Source organism: Aestuariivirga litoralis (genome assembly GCF_015714715.1).
Lineage (GTDB): Bacteria > Pseudomonadota > Alphaproteobacteria > Rhizobiales > Aestuariivirgaceae > Aestuariivirga > Aestuariivirga litoralis_A.
This window is the reverse complement of the sequence record NZ_WAHS01000001.1, coordinates 1,411,839-1,435,794: the sequence shown is the minus strand read 5'-3', so window position 1 is coordinate 1,435,794 and position 23,956 is coordinate 1,411,839. Positions and strand designations below refer to the sequence as shown.

Below are 23,956 nucleotides of genomic sequence, written 5' to 3'. Positions count from 1 at the left end.
TTGCCGCAATTTACCCAAGGAATTCTGAGGATCGTTCATCATTTTGTAGTTGCGGCGCAATAAGTGTGCCGTCAAACTGCCTGCAAAAGATCAAGAATTGGGGCCTGCCATGAAGAACACTCCCGAAGCCGTCAAGGCCGATATCCTGGCCAAATTGTCCTATGCCATCGGCAAGGACAGGATCGTGGCGAAGAATCATGACTGGCTGGCGGCCACCATTCTGGCGCTCCGTGACCGCATCATTGATCGCTGGCAGGAAGCCACGCGTGATTCCTACCAGGCCGAGGCGCGCCGGGTTTATTACATCTCACTCGAATTCCTCATTGGCCGCCTGCTGCGTGACGCGCTCAACAATCTCGATCTCAACAACGCCTTCAAGCAGGCACTGAGCGAACTCAATGTCGATATCAATCTGGCCGAAGCGCTGGAGCCTGACGCGGCTCTGGGCAATGGCGGCTTGGGCCGTCTCGCTGCCTGCTTCATGGAAAGCATGGCCAGCCTCGATATCCCGGCTTACGGCTATGGCATCCGCTACAATCACGGCATTTTCCAGCAGATCATCAAGGATGGCTGGCAGATCGAGCTGCCGGAAAACTGGCTGGAAGACGGCAATCCCTGGGAATTCTCACGCCGCGAAGCCGCCTATAAAATCGCCTTTGGCGGCCATGTGGAATCAACGCCGGGCAAAACCGCCCACACCTGGCATCCGAATGAACATCTGCTGGCCACCGCTTTTGACGTGCCCATGGTCGGTTGGCGCGGCAAGCGCGTGAACACTCTGCGCCTCTGGGGTGCCCGCGCGGTAGACCCGATCCATCTGCAGGCCTTCAACAGCGGCGACTTCGATGGCGCTCTCGCGGGCAGCCGCAACGCCGAAATTTTGACGCGCGTTTTGTATCCATCGGACTCAACGCCACAAGGCCAGGAACTGCGTCTGCGTCAGGAATATTTCGCTACTTCAGCAGCCATTCAAGACATCATGCGCCGCCACACCCAGCAATATAAGGGCGTGGCCAATCTGGCTGACAAGGTGGCGATCCAGATCAACGACACGCATCCGGCGATTGCTGTCGCCGAGCTGATGCGCCTGCTGATCGACATTCACGGCATGCCCTGGGATACGGCCTGGTCAACCACCCAGAAGGTCCTGTCCTACACCAATCACACGCTGCTGCCTGAAGCACTGGAAACTTGGCCGGTGGGCCTGTTTGAGCGCCTGCTGCCGCGCCATCTGCAGATCATTTATGCCATCAATGACCTGATGTTGGCCGAGGCGCATAACAAGTTCAACGCCGATGATGAATTCATCCGCTCGGTTTCCCTGATCGACGAGGGCGCTGGCCGCCGCGTCAAGATGGGCAATCTGGCTTTCGTGGGTTCGCACAGCATCAATGGCGTGTCGGCGCTGCATACCGAGCTGATGAAGGAAAGTGTGTTCCGCGATCTGAACACGCTCTATCCGGGCCGCATCAACAACAAGACCAATGGCATCACGCCGCGCCGCTGGCTGCACAATTGCAATCCGGAACTCTCAAAGCTCTTGGCCGAAGTGGGCGGAGCTGAAACGCTGGACAATGCTGAGAAGCTCACGCAAGCCGCGCGCATCGCTGATGATGCCACGCTGAGCAAACGCTTTGCCGACATCAAGGTGGCCAACAAGGCGGTGCTGGCCAAATATGTCAAAACCCATATGGGCATCGACCTTGACCCCACTTTCATGTTCGACGTGCAGGTGAAGCGCATCCACGAATACAAGCGCCAACTGCTCAACATCTTGCAAGTGATCGATCACTATCTGGCAATCAAGGCCAATCCTTCGGCCAGCTTCGTGCCGCGCGTCAAAATTTTCGCCGGCAAAGCCGCACCGAGCTATACGCAGGCCAAGCTGATCATCAAGTTGGCCAATGAAGTGGCCAATGTGGTGAATGCCGATCCTGAGGTGAACAAACAGCTCAAGGTCGTCTTCATGCCGAACTACAATGTGTCGCTTGCCGAAATAATCGTGCCCGCTACAGATTTGTCGGAGCAGATTTCAACCGCCGGCATGGAAGCCTCCGGCACTGGCAACATGAAATTCGGCCTGAATGGCGCGCTCACGATCGGCACGCTGGACGGCGCCAATGTCGAAATGCGCGATCATGTAGGTGCAGAAAACTTCTTCATCTTCGGGCTTGAAGCCCATGAGGTAGAACGCCGCCGTGCCAAGGGCATTGACGGCCATGGCGTGGTGGAAAATTCCCCGCGCCTGCGCGCCGTGCTGCGTGAATTGAGCAAGGGCACATTCTCCGCCGGCAATTTCCAGCAATACAATGCCATCGCTGACAGCATTTACCACGGTGACTGGTTCATGGTCGGTCAGGACTTCGATGGATATGTCGAAGCACAGGAAGCTGTATCCAAGGCCTGGCTGCAACCGAAAGACTGGACACGTATGACAATTCGAAATAGCGTCAACATGGGCTGGTTCTCCTCCGATCGCACGATCAGGGAATATGCCCGCGATATTTGGAAAGTGCCTACGAACTGAGTAACGACATGGCCGAAGCAAAATGGAAGACCAGCGGCCCCGAAATCCAAGCCGTCATTGATGGCAGGCATGCTGACCCTTTTCAAATTCTAGGCCTCCACGAAATTGATGGTACCTTCATCGCCCGTGCCTATGTGCCGGGCGCTGATATCATCACGGTGCAGTCGCTCACCGGCACTGATCTCGGCACGTTGGAGCGCCGCCATCCGGCAGGCTTCTTCGAAGGTCCGGTCAAGCTCAAAGCCCGCGCCGCCATCCGCTTTTCCTGCACCAATGCCACCGGCCATTGGGAAACAACTGACGCCTATTCGCTGGGACCGGTGCTTGGGCCCCAGGACGATTACTTCATGGGGGAGGGCAATCACCTCAACCTGTTCAACAAGCTGGGCGCGCATCTGCTGAAGCATGAAGGTGTGGATGGCGTGGAATTCGCCGTCTGGGCACCCAACGCCAGCCGCGTTTCGGTGGTGGGTGATTTCAACGGCTGGGATGGCCGCCGCCACGTCATGCGCAAACGCATGGGCACCGGTGTGTGGGAAATCTTCGTGCCCGAAGCGCAGGCCGGGCAGGGTTACAAATACGAACTGCTCGATGGCAATGGACAATTGCTGCCGCTGAAGGCTGATCCTTTCGGCTTCGCTTCCGAGCTGCGTCCCAACACCGCTTCCAAGGTCTATGACACCAGCCGCTTCAAATGGACGGATGACGAATATCTCAAGAGCCGCGCCCAGGGCGACAAGCGCCGCCATCCGATGTCGACCTATGAAGTCCATCTGGGCTCATGGCGCCGCAAGAACGGCAATGAATTCCTCACCTATGACGAACTGGCCGACCAACTGATTGGCTACGTCAAGGATTTGGGCTTCACCCATATCGAGCTTCTGCCCGTTTCTGAGCATCCGTTCGATCCGAGCTGGGGCTATCAGCCAACCGGACTGTTCGCACCCACCGCGCGCTTCGGTGATCCATCAGGCTTTGCCCGCTTTGTGGACAAGGCGCATGCCGCCGGCATCGGCATCATCCTCGATTGGGTGCCCGCCCATTTCCCCACCGACAATCATGGCCTCGGAAAATTCGACGGCACCGCGCTTTATGAACATGCCGATCCGAAGCAGGGATTCCATCCGGATTGGAACACGGCGATCTACAATTTCGGCCGCAAGGAAGTGCTGAGCTTCCTGCTCAACAACGCGCTGTTCTGGTTGAAGCAATATCACGTCGATGGTCTGCGCGTCGATGCGGTGGCCTCGATGCTCTATCTCGATTACTCGCGCAAAGAGGGCGAGTGGATCCCCAACAAGGATGGCGGCCGCGAGAACCTGGAAGCCATCTCCTTCCTGCAGCGCATGAATCACGAGACCTATGGCCAGCATCCCGGCATCGTGACGATCGCCGAAGAATCCACCGCCTTCCCCGGTGTGTCCAAGCCCACCTCGATGAATGGCCTGGGCTTCGGCTTCAAGTGGAACATGGGTTTCATGCACGACACGTTGCTCTACATGGGCCGTGATGCCATTTACCGCAAACACCACCACAATGATCTGACCTTCGGGCTTCTCTACGCTTTCACCGAAAATTTCGTGTTGCCGCTGTCGCACGATGAAGTGGTGCATGGCAAAGGATCGTTGCTCGACAAGATGTCGGGCGATGACTGGCAGAAATTTGCAACGCTGCGCGCTTTCTACGCTTTCATGTGGGCCTATCCCGGCAAGAAGCTGCTGTTCATGGGCCAGGAATTTGCCCAGTGGAAAGAATGGAATTTCGCCCAGTCGCTGGATTGGCATCTGCTCGATGGTGAGCCGCATCACGGCATGCAAAGCCTGATCCGCGATCTCAATCATCTCCACGTTCAAATCAAAGCCCTGCATGCGCGCGATTGCGAGCCGGAAGGCTTTGAATGGCTGGTGGCTGATGATGCCGAGAATTCGGTTTTCGCCTGGATGCGACATGACGGCGTTGGCGGGCCGATGGTGGCCTGCGTCACCAATTTCACCGCCATCCCGCGCGAGAATTATGTTCTGCCGCTGCCCAAGGATGGCAAATGGCGTGAAATCCTTAACACCAATGCCAAATCCTACTGGGGTTCTGGCCTCGGCAATGTCGGCGCGGTGATTGCCGACAAGGGGCCAAGCCATGGCAAGCCGGCATCAGCGCATGTGCTGCTGCCGCCACTGGCCACCACCTATTTCATCAAAGACAAATAAAAAAAGTCGCAAAGACAAAGACACTAAAAAACGGGGAAGAAAACGATGGCCACACAACGCAAAAACTCACCGCTCGCCCGCGATACCATGGCTTACGTTCTGGCCGGCGGGCGCGGCAGCCGCCTGATGGAATTGACCGACATTCGCGCCAAGCCGGCGGTGCCCTTCGGCGGCAAGTCGCGCATCATTGATTTTGCACTTTCCAACGCCATGAATTCCGGCATCCGCCGCATCGGCGTGGCCACGCAATACAAGGCCCATTCGCTGATCCGCCATTTGCAGCGCGGCTGGAACTTCTTCCGCACCGAGCGCAATGAAAGCTTCGATATTCTGCCTGCCTCGCAGCGCGTCTCCGAAGATCAGTGGTATGCCGGCACCGCCGATGCCGTGTTCCAGAACCTTGACATCATTGATGACTACAAGCCGAAATACATGGTCATCTTGGCGGGCGATCACATCTACAAGATGGACTATGAAATCATGCTCCAGGATCATGTGGATTCTGGCGCTGATGTAACGATCGGCGTGCTCGAAGTACCGCGCATGGAAGCCGTCGGTTTCGGCGTGATGCATGTGGATGAGAAAGACCGCATCATCAATTTCATTGAAAAGCCCAAGGATCCGCCGGGCATTCCCGGCAACCCCGACATGGCGCTGGCCTCGATGGGCATCTATGTTTTCGAAACGCAATATCTGTTCAAGCTGCTGAAGGAAGATGCAGCAACGCCGGGCTCCAGCCGCGATTTCGGCAAGGACATCATCCCGAAGATCGTCAAGGGCGGCAAGGCGGTGGCGCATCGCTTCACCAAGTCCTGCGTCCGTGCTGAAACCGAGAAGGAAGCCTATTGGCGCGATGTCGGCACCATCGACGCCTATTGGGAAGCCAATCTCGATCTCTGTGAAGCAGTACCCGGCCTTGATCTTTATGATCGCGAATGGCCGGTCTGGACTCACTCGGAAGTCTCGCCTCCGGCAAAATTCGTGCATGACCTTGAAGGCCGTCGCGGCTCAGCCATAGCCTCACTCGTCTCCGGCGGCTGCATCGTCTCGGGCGGTTTGATCCGCCGCACCATGCTGTTCACCGGCTGTCGTGTGAATTCCTATTCCTCGCTGGAAGAAGCCGTGGTCCTGCCGCACGTTCATGTGGGCCGCAATGCCAGGCTTTACAAAGTGGTGATTGACCGCGGCGTGAACATCCCGGAAGGCCTGATCGTGGGCGAGGATCCAATCCTCGACGGCAAGCGTTTCCGACGCACGGAATCCGGCATCTGCCTCATCACCCAGCCGATGATTGACAGGATCGCCAACGAATGAAGGTCCTGTCGGTCGCCTCCGAGATCTTTCCTCTGATCAAGACGGGCGGTCTTGCCGATGTGGCGGGCGCCTTGCCGGCAGCACTGAATGTGCATGGCGTCGAGATGACGAGCTTTGTGCCCGGCTATCCGGCCGTGCTCAATGCGCTCGAAAAGCCGCAGGAACTGCATCACTTCGAAAATCTCTCCGGCGCGCCTGCTGTTCTGCGCCGCGCCAAGGCCAAGGGGCTGGATGTGATTGTGCTGGACGCACCACATCTCTTCAACCGGCCTGGCAATCCCTATCTCGGGCCCGATGGTCGCGACTGGCCGGATAATGCCAGGCGCTTTGCCGTCTTCGCCGAAGTCGCCGCTGAAACCGCGCGCGGCACCTATGGCAACTACAAGGCCGATCTGCTGCACGGCCATGATTGGCAGGCGGCACTGGCCTCTTGTTACCTGCGCTATCGTGGCGGGCCGAAATCGCTCCTCACCATTCACAACATCGCCTTCCAGGGCGTGTTCGCGCCAGAAATTTTCCCCACGCTCAATCTGCCGCATCAGGCTTACGCGCTCGATGGCGTGGAATATTATGGCAATGTCAGCTTCCTCAAAGGTGGTCTGGCATCGGCCACCGCACTCTCCACCGTCAGCCCCACCTACGCGCAGGAAATCTGCACCGCCAATTACGGCATGGGCCTTGAGGGTCTGTTGCAGCAGCGGCGCGGCGTGCTCTCCGGCATCGTCAATGGCATTGATGACGCCGTGTGGAATCCGGAGAAGGATTCGGCGCTGGTTCAATCCTACAGTTCCAAAAGCATCGACAAGCGCCGCGCCAACAAGACCGAACTGGAAAAACGTTTCGCGCTGCATCCGGGTGACGGCATCATCCACGGGGTTGTCTCGCGGCTGACCTGGCAGAAGGGCCTCGATATTTTCGCCTCGCTGCTCGACAGCCTGGTCGAATCCGGTGGCCGCGTTGCCGTGGTGGGCACCGGTGAGCCCGGCATCGAGCAAGCCTTCCGCGCTGCCGCCACCCGCCACAAGGGTCGCGTCGGTCTGGTTACTGCCTATGACGAACAGCTCTCGCATCTGGTGCAGGGTGGGGCCGATACAATGCTGGTGCCATCGCGCTTCGAGCCTTGCGGCCTGACCCAGCTTTACGGCCTGCGCTATGGCTGCGTGCCGCTAGTCGCCCGCGTGGGCGGCCTGGCCGACACGGTGATTGACGCCAATGATGCAGCCCTTGGTGCCAACGTGGCCACCGGTATTCAATTCGTGCCGGTCGATGGCCTTACCCTCTGGGGTGCGCTGCTACGGGCCGACAATCTCTACAAGCAGCCGAAAGTGTGGCGCATGATTCAGGAACGCGGCATGCAAGCTGATGTGTCCTGGCGGCGCAGCGCTGCGGCTTACCACGAACTCTATAAAAACATGATTGCCGGGGACGCGAAATGATCAAGACGGTTGAGACCAAGCCATTCGATGGCCAGCGGCCGGGCACATCGGGCCTGCGCAAGAAGGTCACGGTTTTCCAACAGGCTCATTACACCGAGAATTTCATCCAGTCGATTTTCAACGTGCTCGATGGTTTCAAGGGCAAGACGCTGGTGATCGGCGGCGATGGCCGCTTCTACAATGACCGCGTGGTGCAGATCGCCATTCGCATGGCGGCCGCCAACGGCTTCGGCAAGGTGATCACCGGGCAGGGCGGTTTGCTGTCCACGCCCGCCGCTTCGCATGTGATCCGTCTGAACAAGGCCTTCGGCGGCATCATCCTCTCGGCCAGCCACAATCCCGGCGGCCCGGATGGTGATTTCGGTATCAAGTATAATGGCGGCAATGGCGGCCCCGCACCCGAAAAAGTCACCGAAGCCATCTTCGCGCAAACCAAGACGATCAGCACTTACAAGACGGTCGAAGCGGCCGACATCGATCTCGGCAAGATCGGCTCCAGCACCATCGAAGGCATGAGCGTCGAAGTGATCGACCCGGTGGCGGACTACGCCACGCTGATGCAAAGCCTGTTCGATTTCCCCGCCATCAAGGCGCTGCTTGCCTCCGGCTTCACCATGAAATTCGATGGCATGTCGGCGATCACCGGGCCATATGGCACGCGGATTTTTGAGGGCTTGCTCGGTGCGGCTAAAGGCACGGTGATGAATGGCGTGCCGCTGCCGGATTTCGGCGGCCATCACCCGGATCCAAATCTCGTTCACGCCAAGGAACTCTGTGATTTGGTCATCGGCGGCAAGGGCCCGGATTTCGGTGCGGCATCCGATGGCGATGGTGACCGCAACCTGATCGTGGGCAAGGGTATCTATGTCACGCCGTCGGATTCACTTGCCATCATCGCCGCCAACGCCCAACTGGCACCCGGTTATAAGGGCGGTATCGCCGGCGTGGCGCGCTCCATGCCCACTTCCTGCGCGGCAGACCGCGTGGCGGCCAAGTTGAAGATCAACCATTTCGAAACGCCCACCGGTTGGAAATTCTTCGGCAATCTTCTGGATGCCGGCAAGGCCACCATTTGCGGCGAGGAAAGCTTCGGCACGGGTTCAAACCATGTGCGCGAAAAAGACGGCGTCTGGGCCGTTTTGATGTGGCTGAATATCCTGGCCGCTCGCAAACAATCGGTGGCTGACATTGTGAAGGGCCACTGGGCCGAATATGGCCGCAACTATTACACCCGCCACGACTACGAAGAAGTGGCCAGCGATGCCGCCAATGCCTTGATGAGTGGCCTGCGTGCGCAGCTTTCGAAGTTGGTCGGCCAACACAACATCGTGAAGGCCGATGACTTCGCCTATGACGATCCGGTGGATGGCTCGCACACCGAAGGCCAGGGCATCCGCCTGATTTTCGCCAATGGTGCGCGCATCATCTACCGCCTCTCTGGCACTGGCACGTCGGGCGCCACGTTGCGCGTCTATATCGAGGACTATGAGGCTGACGCGAAGAAGCATGATGCCGATCCGCAAGTGGCGCTGGCAGCGCTCATCAAGCTGGCGCGCGATGTGGCACAGATCGAAAAACTTACGGGCCGTGCTGAACCCACGGTAATCACCTGAGCCCGTTAGGTGTGCATCTGCGCGGCGATGGCGCAGATGTGGCCGTCTATTCGCGCGATGGCACCGCCGCCTGGTTCTGCACCTTCGATGGCTTGGCAGAAACCAAATATCCCCTCATCAAAACAGGCGAAGTTTTCGGCGGTTTCGTTCCCGGTGTGAAAACCGGAACGCAATATGGCTTTCGCCTGCAAGGCCCGTGGGGGCCGGAAGAGGGGCTCCTGTTCGATGACAGCAAGCTTCTTGCTGATCCCTATGGCACCAGGCTTTCCGGCCATTTCACTTACGAGCCGCCGCTGGGCCATCGTGGCATCGACACGGCCGCATTGGTTCCCAAATGCCTGGCGGAGGCGGCGCTGCCCGATCTTCCGCTGCGCCCTATCAGCAAACCGCGCCTGATCTATGAACTGGGCATCAAGAGTTTCACCAGGCTGCATCCTGAGGTACCAGAGAAATTGCGTGGCACCGTAGCGGCTTTGGGCGAGCCCGCCATCATCAAGCACCTGCAGCATATCGGCGTCGATACGATCGAGCTGATGCCGCTGCATGCCTGGATTGATGAGCGGCATCTCGGTCCGCTCGGCCTCACCAACGCTTGGGGCTATAACCCGGTGCAATATTTCGCGCCCGATCCGCGCCTGTGCCCCGGCGGCTGGGTCGAGCTGAAAGCCGCGATCGCAAAGCTGCACACCGCCGGCATTCAGGTAATCCTCGACGTGGTGTTCAACCATTCCGGCGAGAGCGATGTGTTCGGGCCCACGCTGTCGTTCCGCGGACTCGACAACGCCACTTACTATGCGCAAACCCATGGCGTGCTGCACAATGATACCGGCTGCGGCAACACGCTGGCTTGCAACAATCCGCCTGTCACCCAGATGGTGATCGACAGCCTGCGCCATCTGGTTTTGAAATGCGGTCTCGATGGCTATCGCTTCGATCTTGCCACCGTGCTGGGCCGCACCGATCAGGGGTTTGTGTCGAACGCGCCGCTGATCGAGGCCATCACGAATGATGAGGTGCTGGCCTCGCGCATCCTGATCGCCGAGCCATGGGATGTGGGCCCGGGCGGCTATCAGGTCGGCCATTTTCCGCCACCGTGGTCAGAATGGAATGATCAATACCGCGACGGCGTGCGCCGCTTCTGGCGCGGGGATGATTGGGCCGCGAACCAGATGGCTACCAGGCTCTGCGGCTCTTCCGACTTGTTCGCGAACCGTGCACCCTCCGCCAGCATCAACTTCATCGCCGCACACGATGGTTTCACCTTGGCTGATCTCACCCGTTTCTCGGTGAAGCAGAATGAAGCCAATGGTGAAGGCAATCGCGACGGCAATTCCAGTGAAGTCACTTGGCCCGCCGGCAATGTGGAAGCGCTGCTGGCAACCCTCATGCTCTCACGCGGCACTGCGATGATTACCGCCGGCGACGAATTCGGCCGCACACAGAATGGCAACAACAACGCCTATGCCCAGGACAACAAAATTACCTGGCTGGACTGGCAGAATGCCGATGCGAATAAAATTAATTTTACCAGCAATTTGAATGCACTACGGCAACAACTTGCGACTTTCCTTGAAGACAGATTTGTAGTCGCGGGCGAGGCGCACTGGTTTGACAAGGATGGCGATCCCCTCAACTGGAACCAGCCGCACAATGCATTCCTCGGCCTCACGCTGATAAACGGCAGCAAGCGCATCGCGTTGGCGTTCAATGCCGGTGATGCCACGCAAATGAATTTGAAACCGCACGCGCCGAAAACCTGGAAGCGGATTTTTTCGTCTGCTGATGTTTCAGGTTGCCCGGCGAATTCTGTGTCGGTGTTTGAGGAAGTCTAGTTCTCTACTTGCGCAACTTCTGCAGAGAGAGTTCCACATCAAGCCCGCTCAAATCACTCAGCGCCCGCGTGAGGAATCCGTTGAGCGCCAGCCGTTGTTGCTCATGCAAACCTTGCTCGTCACCCAGCACGAAATTGCGGATGGAAAAGCGCCGCTCGGAAATCGCAATGGCCACATCGCGGGGCAGGGCCTGCAGCGTAAGCGCCGCATCGTCGGGCCAGGACGTTCCCACATTCTCATTCACCACCGGTGCGAACAAGTCGATGCCCTTAATCTCGCTTGTTTCATAGGCGGCACGCAATGAACTCTGCGTGCGGTCCACGATGAAAAACACAATGATGCGGAAGCCGCGCGTCTTCAGCTCGTTCAGAAAGTCCAGTTCCTTCAGCGCCTTGAAGAATGGCAGCATGTGCCGCACGGGTAAGTCGATCACATAGTCGCGTCCGGGTGAGGCCAAGATGGTGTCGAACAGTTTCATCTGCCCCTGCATCTGGGCAAAATCAGCCAGTAGCGTGCGCCCCGGAAACATCTGGCGCAAAGGCCCTTCCGGCGCATCGGTGTCGATGGCGAAAGGGTCTTTTCCGTCGAGAAGCAGATAATCAACCACCAGCCGCGACAGCAATGTCTTGCCGTTGCGGTTCTGGTCAGATGCTACGATGTAAACCGTGGGCTTGTCTGCCACGCGGCTTCCCTTCCGGATTTAGGGAGCAGTCATGATTTCTTGCAGAAGCTGCACGCGTGCGAATTCTTCGTCGATTTCCGCACACCACTTCTTGACGTAACCACGCAGAACAAACGAGAACTTGGCCGCATCGCCCGCTGCCGTCTTGTTGGCGATGAAGTTGGAGAAGGTGACACCAGCAAGATCAACCTGCTCGTAGGCCATCTCATTCAGCTTCGGAATTGTGATTTCCTGGGCCTTCGGAATTGCAGAGAAATACTTCTTCTGGGTGGCTTCATCCCATTCGAAGAAATTGGTTTCGTTGATCGTGTTGCGGGCCACCAGATATTGGATGCCCTGCAGATATTTCGAAATCTCGCCGATTTCATCCAGCGATGCGATCGACGGACCAACAACGTGAACGAGGCCCATATTGAATACGCCGTTGCGGGCAGCTTCCAGAACGCCGATGCGTTCAAACAGGTCGAGGGCGTAAGAAAGATTGCCAGCTTTCAAATCCACCACAGTGGCGCGCACCGGGCTGTTTTCCATCGTATCCAGAACCTTCATCTGGTCGGCTACATGGGCGAGGTCAATGATCTCGGCCAGCTGCGGATAGAAGCGGTGCAGGCTGCCCCGCGGATTTTCCGTGTCGAAGGCGCGCGCACTCACCTTGTTGCGCGCAAAATAGTCGAGCAATGCACGGGCCATGGTGGTTTTGCCCACGCCGCCCTTGTCAGCGCCGACGAGAATGAGAGTTGGTTTCATGGTAAGCCTCCAATCAGGATTGAACCGTCCGCTACGGTAATTCGAGCGGGTTTCTAGCATGGGCAGACCTTCCCGTATAGGTGCACTCAGGGCCATCGCTCTGAATTTGCGTGGTTTTCGTTAACGCGCACGCTGGATGCAACCTTTGCGCAGGCCGTGTTAAGCTGTCTCAAATCAATAAGGATGAATCATGTCAGCACTTTATCCGGGCTTGTTGCTTTTTGCTTTGCCCCATTTGTTCACCAGCCTTTTGCCCGCCACGCGGGCAAAGCTCATGGCAAGTTGGGGCACGGGCGCTTATCGGGGCACCTATAGCCTCGTCAGCACTATCGGTGTTGTCTTGATGATCTACGCGTATTGGGTGACGCGTGGTTCCGGCGAGATGCTCTACGCGCCTGATGGTTCCATGCGGCACGCCACCATTGGCCTTGCCACCATCGGGATGATCCTGATTTCGTCCATTCACGGCAAAAGCCACATCAAGCTGTGGCTGCAAAATCCGTTCTCCATCGGCCTTGCAGCTTGGGCGACGGGGCACTTGCTGAGTGTCGGCAAGACAGCTGCGGTGTGGATATGGGGTACGATTTTGGTTGTCGCGCTGATCGACATCGCCGCCTCCATGGCGCGCGGCAAGAAACCCAATTTCGAACCCCGCTGGCGCTCGGACATTATCGCGGTGATTGTGGGTTTAATATTGACTTTACTGCTTGTGACACTGTTTCATCCCTATGTCTTGGGCGTGCATGTAGCGGGGTAGTTGCATGGTCGGCGGGGAATTTATCCGACGGCAGAGGTACAGATTTCCAAAGCTGGTTTTGATGGCACTGGTTCTGCTGGCTGTGCCGCAGACGGTTGCCAGCAATGCCAGCTCATCAAAATTCTCTGCAAACCAGAAAGCATTTTGGAAAGCTGCGATGGCTTCCAGCTACGGACCTTATAGTAAGCAACACAAATGCTGGATCGGAAAGAAAGAAGGAGAACAATATTGCATGCGCCCGACCACATTCTCCGACGTGGAGATGGGATCGCGGCATTTGTTGTTTGCATCAATGGGTGGCAGCAAGCTTGACGAAAATGGTGGCCTTGAAGACTATCACGCCGCAGCGGGCTATTCCGGCTACGTAGTGTTTGAGGCGAAGGCCAGTGGCCTGAAGGAAGTAGCAAGAAGCAATCTCTTTTGGGCCAGCGGCGGGATGGGCAATCCGCCTTCGGAAGATGACGTCGCTGTTCGCAAAATCGGACCCGATGCTTTTGCGTGGTTTGTCATTTCCGGCTACGGGAACCAGGGCTATTTCGCGACGCACACCACTATTTTCGCCCCGGTGGGCGACAAGGTGGCCGAAGTCGGGGACATTCCGAATGCATCCGATGACTCCGGGGCCTGTGAGAAAGATGCCTGTACCAATCTCCAGACCGAAATTCTGATCGACACCGCAAAGGAGGCGACCCGCTTCTATCCCCTCGTGGTCAAGGTCACCGGAACATCTGAAGGGAAACCGGAGTCATCGACATTCCAGGTGCCCTTCGAAGACAGCAAGCTGGAATATGCGGTACCCAAGGGTCTGTCAGACCTCGTTCACGGTTGGTAAGCTCGTACGCTAACCATTGCTTATCCGGCCCCTTCATTTTGTGCAGCGTAAAAGCTAAGATAGAGCAATGTCCCAGCACACACCGCTTAAACGCCTTACCGCGCCTGAAATCCGCGCGCGCAAAGGCGGCGCTCCCATCGTCTCACTCACCTCGTACCACGCCCACACTGCGGCCATCGCTGACAAGTATGTGGATTTCCTTCTGGTGGGTGATTCACTCGGCATGGTGATGCATGGTTACGAAACCACTTTGCCGGTGCCGCTGGATCTGATGATCATGCATGGCCGCGCCGTGGCGCGCGGGGCCAGGCGCGCGTTGGTCGTGGTCGATATGCCGTTTGGGTCTTACGAAGAAAGCCCGGCCCAGGCGTTTCGCAACGCGGCCCGCGTGATCAAGGAAACCGAATGCGGGGCGATCAAGCTTGAAGGCGGCATCCGCATGGCGGAAACCATCAAGTTCCTCACCGAGCGCGGCATTCCGGTCATGGCGCATATCGGCCTCACACCTCAAGCCATCAACGCCTTTGGCGGTTTCAAGACCCAAGGCCGCGAAAAGGCCCAATGGGCCGCCATCGAGGCGGACGCCGTGGCCGTGGCAGAGGCAGGCGCCTTCGCCGTGGTGGTCGAAGCCGTGGCCGAACCTTTGGCCGCCAAGATTACCAAAATGATAGACATTCCAACGATCGGCATCGGCGCGTCCGCCGCTTGCGACGGCCAGATCCTGGTGATGGAAGACATGCTGGGCCTCAGCCCCCGTGTGCCCAAATTCGTCAAGGAATTCGGCAAAGTGGCACAAGCCATTGATGGCGCCATCAAATCCTATGCCGATGATGTGCGTGAGCGGCGCTTCCCGGAGCCCCGTAATACCTATGACATGAAGGATTGAGCCGCCGCAAATTGCCTTGATTTGGCGGCATTGCTGCTCTACCCCCCACCCCAGCTTGAGGGAGCCTGATTTTGAGCGATAATAACGACGCGATTTTTCGCGAGGTGGACGAGGAAGTTCGCCAGGAAGAATACAAGAAGCTGTGGACGCGCCATGGCCGTTTGATCACGGCTGCCGCCTTGCTTTTCATTGCTGCTATCGCGGGCTGGCAGGGCTGGAAATATTACGAAAAGAAGCAAGCTGAAGATGCCAGCGCCATCTATTATGACGCGCTGCGCAAGGCCACGGACGGTAAGCCCGATGATGCTTTGGCTGATCTTTCGGTGATCCGCCATGCCGGCTTTGCCCAGTTGGCCAAGCTGGAACAGGCCGCCATCCTTGGCAAGAAGGGTGATGCCGACAAGGCCGTGGCCGCCTATGACGCCTTTGCGACGGATGCTTCCAATGATCCCGCTCTGGTCGATTTGGCAAGGATTCGCGCTGGTTACCTGCTGGTGGACAGCCAATCGCCTGATCAGTTGCTCACAAGGTTGGGCCGCTACGATAAGGATGACGCGCTTTGGCACAACCAGGCCCGCGAGATTTTCGGTCTGTCTGCTTACCGTGTGAAGGATTACGCAATGGCCGACCGGTATTTTAACGCGATCAGCGTGGATGCCAAGGCATCGCAGGGCCTGAAGCAGAGGGCGGAGCTGATGTTGCAGCTTTTGGCGCCCAATCTGCCGGCCAAGTAGAGGGGATATTTTAGAGATGAAGAAACTCATTATCGCGGCCATGGCAGTCGCTTTGCTGTCGGGCTGCACCACGCTGAAGCGTGCCACCGGCCAGATCGACGATTCAACCTTGCCGGGCCAGCGCCAGGAAATCCTGCCGCCAGACCAGCAGTCGGCCCAGGACCCGACCGTCACCGGCCAGCAGCCCCCGCCCGGACAAGCCAACAACGCCATCCAGCAGACGCCAATGGCTCCTGGCACACAGCAGGCATCGACGATGCCGCGCGCCTCCGCGCCGGCTGCCGGCGGCTGCGACCCCAAGGTTGATCTCTGCCCCGAACCGATCGCTCCAGATCCGGTTGCCCCCATTTCACCGGTGAAGCCAGTTACGCCGATGGCCACCAAGGCTGCGACCGGTGCCAAGGGCGCCGTGACAACGGCAAAGGGTGCCGCGACCACAACGGCCAAGACAGCAACCACCACCGCAAAGTCCACCGCCACCACTGCCAAGGGCGCAGCCCCCGCCGTGGTGAAGACAGCGTCTAAGGCGCCGGCAACAGCTGCTGATGCAGCCAAGGCTAATCTTGATCCGAACTCGGTGATCACTGATCCGGCGGCTCCTGCCAAGGATGGTGCCGCGACTGCCAAGACCGTGGCCAAAAAGAAGATTGTGAAAAAGAAGAAGCCTGCCGTGCCTGCCACAACAGCGACTGCGCCTGATGCGACGGCTCCTGCCGTTCCGGCCGCACCGCAGCCGCAGGGTCAGTGACGGCATAGATGACAGTCACCGTCGCCATCCTCGGGCGGCCAAATGTCGGCAAGTCAACGCTCTTCAACCGGCTGATCGGGCAGAAGCTGGCGCTGGTCGATGATCAGCCCGGCGTCACCCGAGACCGCCGCGAAGGCCTTGCCCGCATCGCCGATATCGAATTCCAGGTGTTTGACACTGCTGGTTTTGACGAGGCCAAGAAGGGCTCGCTGGAAGCCCGCATGAGCGATCAGGCCGCCGAAGCCGCGCGCCTGGCCGATCATATTTTCTTCGTCATTGATGCGCGCGCAGGCGTGACCCCCGTGGACCAGCATTTTGCCGAACGTATCCGTAAGCTGGGCAAGCCCGTCACCGTGCTGGCCAACAAGGCCGAAACCCGCGCGCTGCAGCAGCAGGTGGCGGAAGCCTACAGCCTGGGCCTGGGCGAACCCTTCCCGATTTCTGGCGAACACGGCGAAGGCCTTGAGGCCATCTATGATGTGGTGAAGCCACTGGTTGTTGCTGACCTGAAGCGTCAGGCTCCGGCCGAAGAAGAAGAGATCGAAGAGCCTTTCAATCCGGATATCGAAGCGCCGGAACGCCCGTTGCGCCCCTTGCGCCTGGCCATCATCGGCCAACCTAACGCTGGTAAATCCACGCTGGTGAACGCGCTGTTGGGCGAAGAGCGCATGCTCACTGGCCCGGAAGCTGGCATCACCCGCGATGCGATTGCCAATGACTGGGAATGGGGCGGCCGCGAAATCAAGCTGTGGGACACAGCCGGCATCCGCCGCAAGGGCAAGGTGAAGGAGAAGCTGGAAAAGCTCTCGGTCAGCGATGCATTGCGCGCCGTGAAATATGCCGAAGTGGTGGTGGTGCTGGTCGATGCTTCGGTCTCCATCGAAAAGCAGGACCTGACACTGTGTGATCTCGTCGCGCGCGAGGGCCGTGCCTTGGTGCTGGCCTTGAGCAAGTGGGATCTGGTCGAAGACAAGAACGCTGCGATGCGCAAGGTCAACGAGATCATGGAAGATATCTTGCCGGATGTGCGCGGCCTTCCCATTGTCACGCTCTCGGCCAAGCAGGGCCGGGGCGAAGGCCCGCTGATGAAGGCAGTGCTAGCTGCAGAGAAGAAGTGGAACATCCGCATCTCCACCAGAAAGTTCAACCTCTGGCTTGAAGAAGCTGTGCAGCGCAATCCGCCGCCCGCACCCGGTGGCCGCCGCATCAAGATCCGCTACGGCACGCAAGCCAATGCCAGGCCGCCAACTTTTGCCTTGTTCGGCAACCAGCTCGAAAAACTGCCGACAACTTACCAGCGCTATCTGATGAACGGCCTGCGCGAAACCATGGGCCTCGAAGGCATCCCGATCCGCTTCGCATTGCGTGGCAGCAAGAACCCGTTCGACGACGGGCGGAAGTAGCGCTCGCTTTCAGAGCCGGAATCTTCTTGGCCATTGGCCATTGGCCAAGGCAGCTGGCAGAAGCCGGTATTTGGAGCTTCTCTCTGATACTTCACTGATTTAGCGAATTGCCAGCGAAATCCATCCAGGGATTGTGTCACTGACAAAAGCGGGACAACGCACTTATGGTTCATCGATCAGTGGCCAGATTTACTCGTCGCTACGCCAGCATGCTTTCGTGTATTTTTGCGACCGCATCATCGGTCAGCGCGGCCGACATCTCCTCAACAGATTGTGCGACCGCTCCCCCCACGATTACAATTGAGCGTTCTCTCGCCGTAAATGATGCTTCGATAATTTCTAAGCAGGATTTCTCGTTTGCTCGGACGATTGGAAATATCCTCGCTTCGCTGTCAGTGCCCAACACTCCGGCAAACAGACAAGGGCTTGTTCAAACGCTGTTGTCATCCCTGGTTTCGGCAGAACAGGTAAATTTGAAGACTGCACTCCGGATCAAGGTTGATCCGCGTCCAGCCGAAGTAGCGATCGACCCGGCCAAGGTGCTCGATCCGAGCACTGGTTTTCGGCCTGTTGCGTTGTTCAATCGGCTCGACCTGGCTCCCGCTGACTGGAATAATTGTGGCGAATATCGAATTGTCTATGCGGGAGGTCCTACAGCACTGACGTCCATGATTTTCGAGGCGTCGCTCAAAAATCCGCATCCGGAATTGGGTCCGAAGGGTTGCCGGCCATTAGTTGAATTTTGGCAGGATCTTTCAAACAAATCTTCGGACGACATCGCCAAAGACCTGTCGAATTTATATTACGATGGCGTGGCCGGGTTCCCGCCTGTTGTATCAGTGCAAAACTATGGAATGCCGCTCGGGCAGGTGCGTTCAAATTCGGTTGTGGGTAGCCCTTGGCAGCTTCGTGAATGGAAAATTGCACCTTTTGGTCCCCAAGGTCTGGGTATGTCTTTTGTGCCGGTGACGGTAAAAAGTAACCCGCTTGCGGAGCTCTATGGCGATGATTCTTCCGGCGCACTGGATGTTCCGAAACAGGAGCAAGTAAGGCAATCATTTCATTCGGAGTTCTTGGGTCAATATCTGTCAGATTTTGCCAACCCGGAATTGACCATGTCGGCACCGAATTCAGGCTCTGCGACCGATCTGGAAATCTATCGGCAAGACCTGATAAATTCGATTGGTGCAAAATTTGATGACGGTTTCAACGAATTTCAAAGCAACGAAGATGGTTCCGATAGCCCTTTTGCCAAACTGGGATCGATGAATGGTGACATCAATGCCAAGCTGGCGACATTGGGAATTGATCCCAGACGCCCCCTGACCTCTGCTGAAATTGGCTGGAGAGCCACCGCCGTGACGTGCACTGGCTGTCACAGCGATGCGTCCGACAAACCTGTTGCAAAACTTGACGCAGCTACAATCATGTGGCCTCCAAGCCTTGGCTTTCTTCAGGTCAGTGCATCAGGCGGCCTTTCTCCTGCGCTGACCGGGACTTTCCTTCCGTGGCGCCAACGCCAAATGATTAAGTTCCTCTGCGATCCCTACACTGTGGCTTCTGCTTCCCCCTTGGGCGCAACTCAGCAGCAATTGGAAAAGGATTACGCCGACGTCATTCAGCAGATTCAAGACGCCAAAAAGGCCGGCAACAAATCGACGGATCCTGCCCTTGTCGCTCGCTTTGACGCGTTGACACAGCAACTCAACGAAATCGAATTTGAAAAAGACGGGGCTTTTGTGCGCGCAAGAAAGCCAGACTAGTGAATAATCTAAACTTGATCTAACCCTGCTTGAACAAGCCGCTCGCCGCGTATTTGTATACGGCACCCGTATCCTCAAATTCCGCCTTGCACATCGGCACGATTTGCGCGGCCACTTCTTCAGGTGAGGGCAGCGAATTCGGATCCTCGCCCGGCATCGCGCTGGCGCGCATGCGGGTGCGGGTAGGGCCGGGGCTGAACAAGTTGGCGCGCACCGGGCTGGTTTCCATTTCATGCGCGTAGGTTTTCACCATGGCTTCGAGTGCCGCCTTCGAAACCGAATAGCCGCCCCAGAAAGCTGGCGCCTTGTGGGCCGCCCCTGAAGTGACGAACACTGCGCGGCCTGCCTCGCTCAACCGTAGCAGCGGATCAAGCGAGCGCAGCAGGCGGTAATTGGCGGTGACATTGACGGCCATCACCTCGTCCCACACTTTGGGATCAAGATGCGGCACAGGGGTCAGCTTGCCCAACACGCCGGCATTGCCCACCAGAATATCAAGCTTCTTCCAGCGTTCGAAAATGGCGGCACCCAGCCGGTCGATCCCGGCGTAATCCGTTACATCCATTGGCACCAGCGTGGCGGTGGAACCGGCAGCCTTGATCGCATCATCCAGCTCTTCCAGCCCGCCCTGCGTGCGTGCGGTAGCGATGATATGCGCACCCTCTTGAGCTAGGGCCAAAGCCGTGGCCCGGCCAAGCCCGCGTGATGCGCCGGTGACAACGGCGACTTGACCTGCGAGTGATTTGGACATCAGCCGGCTTCAGCCAGCATGGCGCGCACGCTTTTGGCATGTTCGCCACCCAGATCGGTCAACGGTGTGGGATAGTCACCCGTGAAAGCATGATCGGTGAATTGCGGCGCGTTGTTGTCACGGCCGGGCAGGCCGCACGCCTTGTACAAACCATCGACCGAGACAAAGGCCAGGCTATCTACACCAATGAAGGCGCGCATTTCTTCCATCGAATGCGTGGCCGCCAGCAGCGCTTTGCGCTCCGGCGTGTCGATGCCGTAAAAATCCGGATGTTTGATCGGCGGCGATGAAATGCGCATATGCACTTCCTTCGCACCAGCTTCATACATCATCCGCACGATCTTCACTGAAGTGGTGCCGCGCACGATGGAATCATCTACCAGCACCACGCGCTTGCCGGCAACGACTGACTTGTTGGCATTGTGCTTCAGCTTCACACCCAACGCGCGAATATGCTGTGTGGGCTCAATGAAGGTGCGGCCCACATAATGGTTGCGGATGATGCCCAGCTCGAAGGGAATACCGGTCTGCTGCGAATAGCCGATGGCAGCAGGCACGCCACTGTCGGGGATCGGCACAACCACATCAGCCTCAACCGGCGCTTCCAGCGCCAGCTGCTTGCCGGTCTGCTTGCGCACATCATAGACCGAGCGGCCGCCAAGAATTGAATCCGGCCGCGAGAAATAGACATATTCGAAAATGCAGGGGCGCGCCGGCTGCTTGGGGAAGGGGCGCAGCGACTCAAGGCCTTCGGCCGAAATCACCACCACTTCGCCATTCTCGACTTCGCGCACAAATTTCGCGCCGATAATATCCAGCGCCACCGTTTCCGAGCACAGGATGTAAGCGCCATTCAATTCGCCGATGATCAGCGGGCGGATGCCAAATGGGTCGCGCGCGCCAATCAGCTTTTTGTTGGTGAGCGCGACTAAGGCGTAAGCGCCTTCCAGCTGGCGCATGGCATCCACATAGCGTTCCATCATCCGCTTTTTGCCGGATTGTGCCACGAGATGCAGGATCGCTTCCGAGTCTGATGTGGATTGATAGATGGCGCCCTTCTCGATCAACTGGCGGCGCAGCGAGAGACCATTGGTGAGATTGCCATTGTGAGCGACAGCAATGCCGCCGGTGGCCAGCTCGGCAAACAGCGGCTGCACATTGCGCAGGATGGCACCGCCCGTGGTGGAATAGCGCACATGGCCCACGGCCTGCGTGCCATGCAGGCGGTTGATGACTTTTTCCGACGAGAAGTGATCGCCGACCAGCCCCATGCGCTTTTCAGAATGGAAGCGTTCGCCGTCGAAAGTAACGATGCCAGCTGACTCCTGGCCGCGGTGCTGCAACGCATGCAGGCCAAGTGCCGTCAGGGCCGCCGCATCAGGGTGGCCGTAAATGCCAAACACACCGCACTCTTCGCGCAGTGTGTCGCCATCAAGATCGAAATCAGAGTCGAAATCTGTCATTGTTTTTTGGCCGGGTCCTGTTGCTGCGTGCCCTTCACCAGATTGTCCATGCCCTGCTGCTGGCCATTGGTATAGCCTGCATTCTTGTCTGCAGGTTGGGCATCGGTCTTGTCGGGGCTATCGGTCTTCTCGGTCTGGGTCTGGCCTGCGCCATCCGGCCCGTTGCCGATCAGCGAGGAATTGGAAAGCGTTTCCGCAATGTCAGGCGGCATGTGTTCCAGCATGGTCTGCGAAACCCAGCGGATGGCGGGCAACGACACCGCATTGCGCACCCAGTCTTCCTGCTTTTCTACCGGCAGCAGCCAGCCATAGAACATGTAGCAGATGGCGACGAGCACCAGGCCACGCGCCAGGCCGTAGAAGAAACCGACAGTGCGGTCCACCGCGCCCACAGATGAATCCACCACCCGGTCAGACACACGCACACCGATGATCGAGACGATGATCAACACCACGATGAAGGCGGCGGCACCCACGATCACCATGGCGATTTGTGGCCGGGTTGGATCAACATGTGGGGCCACCATGTCGATGAGTTGCTTTTGCTTGATAGCGTACCAGGCGGCCGCAGCGGCGGCACCCCAAGCCACCAGTGAAAGCACTTCACGGGTGAAGCCGCGCGCGAGGGCCAGAACTCCTGAGATCAACATGATGCCAAGCAGGATGAGATCGAGAAGTTGAAACATGAACCGCCCTTGTATGCCGTTGAAACTTGCGAGTCCCTCTATATTCAAAAGGAATGGGCCATACCAGACCTAATCCCCAGAAGAGGGTGCGGCTTTCAAGCGCTTGATATGGTGAGGCCTGGAGCTGCGCACAAGCTGGATCAGGCGATCCGCCGCAACCCCTTGCGGCGCGATGCAACCCAGGCGACCAGATCGGAAATGGTGGCCAGCACCTTGGTTTCCAGCTGGGTCTTGGGCGCCTTGTCGCCATGGATGGCAATCACCGCATGGTCCAGCCCCAGTTTCAGGGCTTCTTTCAAACGCGCTTCCGTCTGGCCCACAGGGCGCACGGCACCCGATAAAGCCACTTCGCCGAACAGCACCGTGCCATGCGGAATGATGGTGTCGGACAGTGAAGAGAGCAGGGCCGCCGCCACGGCCAGATCAGCCGCCGGCTCTTTCAGCCGCAAGCCGCCCGCCACATTGAGGAACACGTCATGGTTGGACAGTGTGACACCCGCCCGCGCTTCAATGACGGCAAGAATCATCGCCAGACGCGTGCCATCCCAGCCCACCACCGTGCGCCGGGGCGTGCCCAAAGTTGAGGGCGAAACCAGCGCCTGGATTTCCACCAGCAGTGGCCTGGTACCTTCAATGCCAGCAAACACCGCCGTGCCGGGGGCGGCCTGTTCGGCCTCGCCCATGAATAGGCGCGACGGATTGGTCACTTCCTGCAGGCCGCCATCCGACATTTCAAACACGCCGATTTCATCGGTGGGCCCGAAGCGGTTTTTCACCGCCCGCAGGATGCGAAACTGGTGCCCACGGTCACCCTCGAAATACAGCACCGTATCGACCAGATGCTCGATCACTTTGGGCCCGGCGATCTGGCCATCCTTGGTCACATGCCCAACCAGCAGCACGCAGGCCCCCTTGGTCTTGGCAAAGCGCACCAGCGCTTCCGACCCGGCTTTCAATTGCGACACCGTGCCGGGGGCGGATTCAATCACCGGCGACCACAAAGTCTGCACCGAATCGATGACCACCACGGCGGGCGGCTCACCCTCATTCAACGTGGCGATGATGTCGGAGACATTGGTTTCCGCCGCCAGCAGCACCGGCGCGTCAGCCAGCCCCAGCCGCGCGGCCCGAAGGCGCACCTGGGCAATGGCCTCCTCGCCCGTGACATAAACCACCTTTTGGCCGGACGTGCCGAGAGCAGCCAGCGCTTGCAGCAGCAAAGTCGATTTGCCGATGCCCGGATCGCCGCCGATCAACACCGCCGAGCCGGGCACGAAGCCGCCGCCGGTCGCCCGGTCCAGCTCTGCAATGCCGGAGAGAATACGCGGCGGGGCAGGGCTCTCGCCTTTCAGATCCACCAACCGTGTCGTGCGCCCCTTGGGCAACCGCGCACCCTTGGCACCGGAGGCCGGGGCATCGGTTTTTTCCTCAATAATGCTGTTCCATTGGTCGCAGCTGTCACATTGCCCCGACCATTTATGCGAAACGGCACCACAGGATTGGCAGACATAAGTGGAAGAGGATTTGGCCATGCCGAGCCATATCATGGAACATATAGAGAACGCAAGAGCTTTGCCC

At 58.3% G+C, this 23,956-nt stretch carries 19 protein-coding genes; 13 read left to right on the top strand and 6 right to left on the bottom strand.

Going from position 1 to position 23,956, the window contains the following annotated elements; all coding sequences use genetic code 11:
- The first annotated feature begins 109 nt into the window (after window positions 1-109).
- The 6 genes from F8B91_RS07420 to glgX are packed head-to-tail and all read left to right on the top strand — an operon-like array spanning window position 110 to window position 10,926.
- Window positions 110-2,527: a glycogen/starch/alpha-glucan phosphorylase gene (locus F8B91_RS07420; protein WP_196503072.1), complete on the top strand. Its 2,418-nt coding sequence runs from the start codon at window positions 110-112 to the stop codon at window positions 2,525-2,527.
- Window positions 2,528-2,535: 8 nt separating this feature from the next.
- Window positions 2,536-4,731 (top strand): 1,4-alpha-glucan branching protein GlgB, encoded by a 2,196-nt coding sequence (glgB, locus tag F8B91_RS07415; RefSeq protein WP_196503070.1) that lies wholly within the window; start codon window positions 2,536-2,538, stop codon window positions 4,729-4,731.
- 45 nt (window positions 4,732-4,776) lie between these two features.
- The gene (gene glgC, locus F8B91_RS07410; protein WP_196503068.1) at window positions 4,777-6,045 is read left to right on the top strand and encodes a glucose-1-phosphate adenylyltransferase; all 1,269 of its coding nucleotides are present in this window, start codon (window positions 4,777-4,779) and stop codon (window positions 6,043-6,045) included.
- Window positions 6,042-7,481: a glycogen synthase GlgA gene (gene glgA / locus F8B91_RS07405; RefSeq protein ID WP_196503066.1), complete on the top strand. Its 1,440-nt coding sequence runs from the start codon at window positions 6,042-6,044 to the stop codon at window positions 7,479-7,481. Before glgC ends, glgA begins: the two co-directional genes overlap by 4 nt.
- Window positions 7,478-9,094 carry an alpha-D-glucose phosphate-specific phosphoglucomutase gene (locus F8B91_RS07400; protein WP_196503064.1) on the top strand — a complete coding sequence of 539 codons (1,617 nt, stop codon included), beginning with the start codon at window positions 7,478-7,480 and terminating at the stop codon, window positions 9,092-9,094. The genes glgA and F8B91_RS07400 overlap by 4 nt, the downstream gene beginning before the upstream one ends.
- Window positions 9,095-9,105: 11 nt before the next feature.
- Window positions 9,106-10,926 carry a glycogen debranching protein GlgX gene (gene glgX, locus F8B91_RS07395; RefSeq protein WP_196503062.1) on the top strand — a complete coding sequence of 607 codons (1,821 nt, stop codon included), beginning with the start codon at window positions 9,106-9,108 and terminating at the stop codon, window positions 10,924-10,926.
- 4 nt (window positions 10,927-10,930) lie between these two features.
- Here the strand turns inward: glgX and F8B91_RS07390 are convergent, their stop codons facing one another.
- Together F8B91_RS07390 and F8B91_RS07385 are read right to left on the bottom strand one after the other, a co-directional pair.
- Complete coding sequence (locus F8B91_RS07390; RefSeq protein ID WP_196503060.1) at window positions 10,931-11,608, bottom strand: hypothetical protein; 678 nt, start codon at window positions 11,606-11,608, stop codon at window positions 10,931-10,933.
- An 18-nt stretch (window positions 11,609-11,626) separates the two neighbouring features.
- On the bottom strand, window positions 11,627-12,355 hold the full coding sequence (locus F8B91_RS07385) for a hypothetical protein (RefSeq protein WP_196503058.1): 729 nt from the start codon (window positions 12,353-12,355) through the stop codon (window positions 11,627-11,629).
- Window positions 12,356-12,545: 190 nt separating this feature from the next.
- On the opposite strand from F8B91_RS07385, the gene F8B91_RS07380 reads away from it, so the two are divergent.
- The 7 genes from F8B91_RS07380 to F8B91_RS07350 all read left to right on the top strand — a co-directional run bounded on the left by F8B91_RS07380 (window position 12,546) and on the right by F8B91_RS07350 (window position 19,478).
- Window positions 12,546-13,112, top strand: coding sequence for an NnrU family protein (locus F8B91_RS07380; protein WP_196503057.1), 567 nt, complete (start codon window positions 12,546-12,548; stop codon window positions 13,110-13,112).
- A gap of 61 nt (window positions 13,113-13,173) precedes the next feature.
- Window positions 13,174-13,944, top strand: coding sequence for a hypothetical protein (locus F8B91_RS07375; RefSeq protein WP_196503056.1), 771 nt, complete (start codon window positions 13,174-13,176; stop codon window positions 13,942-13,944).
- 67 nt (window positions 13,945-14,011) lie between these two features.
- On the top strand, window positions 14,012-14,830 hold the full coding sequence (gene panB, locus F8B91_RS07370; protein WP_196503054.1) for a 3-methyl-2-oxobutanoate hydroxymethyltransferase: 819 nt from the start codon (window positions 14,012-14,014) through the stop codon (window positions 14,828-14,830).
- 71 nt (window positions 14,831-14,901) lie between these two features.
- Window positions 14,902-15,564, top strand: coding sequence for a tetratricopeptide repeat protein (locus tag F8B91_RS07365; RefSeq protein WP_196503053.1), 663 nt, complete (start codon window positions 14,902-14,904; stop codon window positions 15,562-15,564).
- 16 nt (window positions 15,565-15,580) lie between these two features.
- Complete coding sequence (locus F8B91_RS07360; RefSeq protein WP_196503051.1) at window positions 15,581-16,312, top strand: lipoprotein; 732 nt, start codon at window positions 15,581-15,583, stop codon at window positions 16,310-16,312.
- 8 nt (window positions 16,313-16,320) lie between these two features.
- Window positions 16,321-17,715 carry a ribosome biogenesis GTPase Der gene (gene der / locus F8B91_RS07355; RefSeq protein ID WP_196503049.1) on the top strand — a complete coding sequence of 465 codons (1,395 nt, stop codon included), beginning with the start codon at window positions 16,321-16,323 and terminating at the stop codon, window positions 17,713-17,715.
- A gap of 179 nt (window positions 17,716-17,894) precedes the next feature.
- The gene (locus F8B91_RS07350) at window positions 17,895-19,478 is read left to right on the top strand and encodes a hypothetical protein (RefSeq protein ID WP_196503047.1); all 1,584 of its coding nucleotides are present in this window, start codon (window positions 17,895-17,897) and stop codon (window positions 19,476-19,478) included.
- Between the two features lie 19 nt (window positions 19,479-19,497).
- Here the strand turns inward: F8B91_RS07350 and F8B91_RS07345 are convergent, their stop codons facing one another.
- From F8B91_RS07345 to radA, 4 genes are all read right to left on the bottom strand, one after another.
- The gene (locus F8B91_RS07345) at window positions 19,498-20,229 is read right to left on the bottom strand and encodes an SDR family NAD(P)-dependent oxidoreductase (protein WP_196503045.1); all 732 of its coding nucleotides are present in this window, start codon (window positions 20,227-20,229) and stop codon (window positions 19,498-19,500) included.
- Entirely contained in the window at window positions 20,229-21,692 is a 1,464-nt protein-coding gene (purF, locus tag F8B91_RS07340; protein ID WP_196503043.1) for an amidophosphoribosyltransferase, read from the bottom strand. Before purF ends, F8B91_RS07345 begins: the two co-directional genes overlap by 1 nt.
- Window positions 21,689-22,378: a CvpA family protein gene (locus tag F8B91_RS07335; RefSeq protein ID WP_196503042.1), complete on the bottom strand. Its 690-nt coding sequence runs from the start codon at window positions 22,376-22,378 to the stop codon at window positions 21,689-21,691. The genes purF and F8B91_RS07335 overlap by 4 nt, the downstream gene beginning before the upstream one ends.
- Window positions 22,379-22,518: 140 nt before the next feature.
- Complete coding sequence (gene radA, locus F8B91_RS07330) at window positions 22,519-23,910, bottom strand: DNA repair protein RadA (RefSeq protein WP_196503041.1); 1,392 nt, start codon at window positions 23,908-23,910, stop codon at window positions 22,519-22,521.
- Window positions 23,911-23,956: the final 46 nt, after the last annotated feature.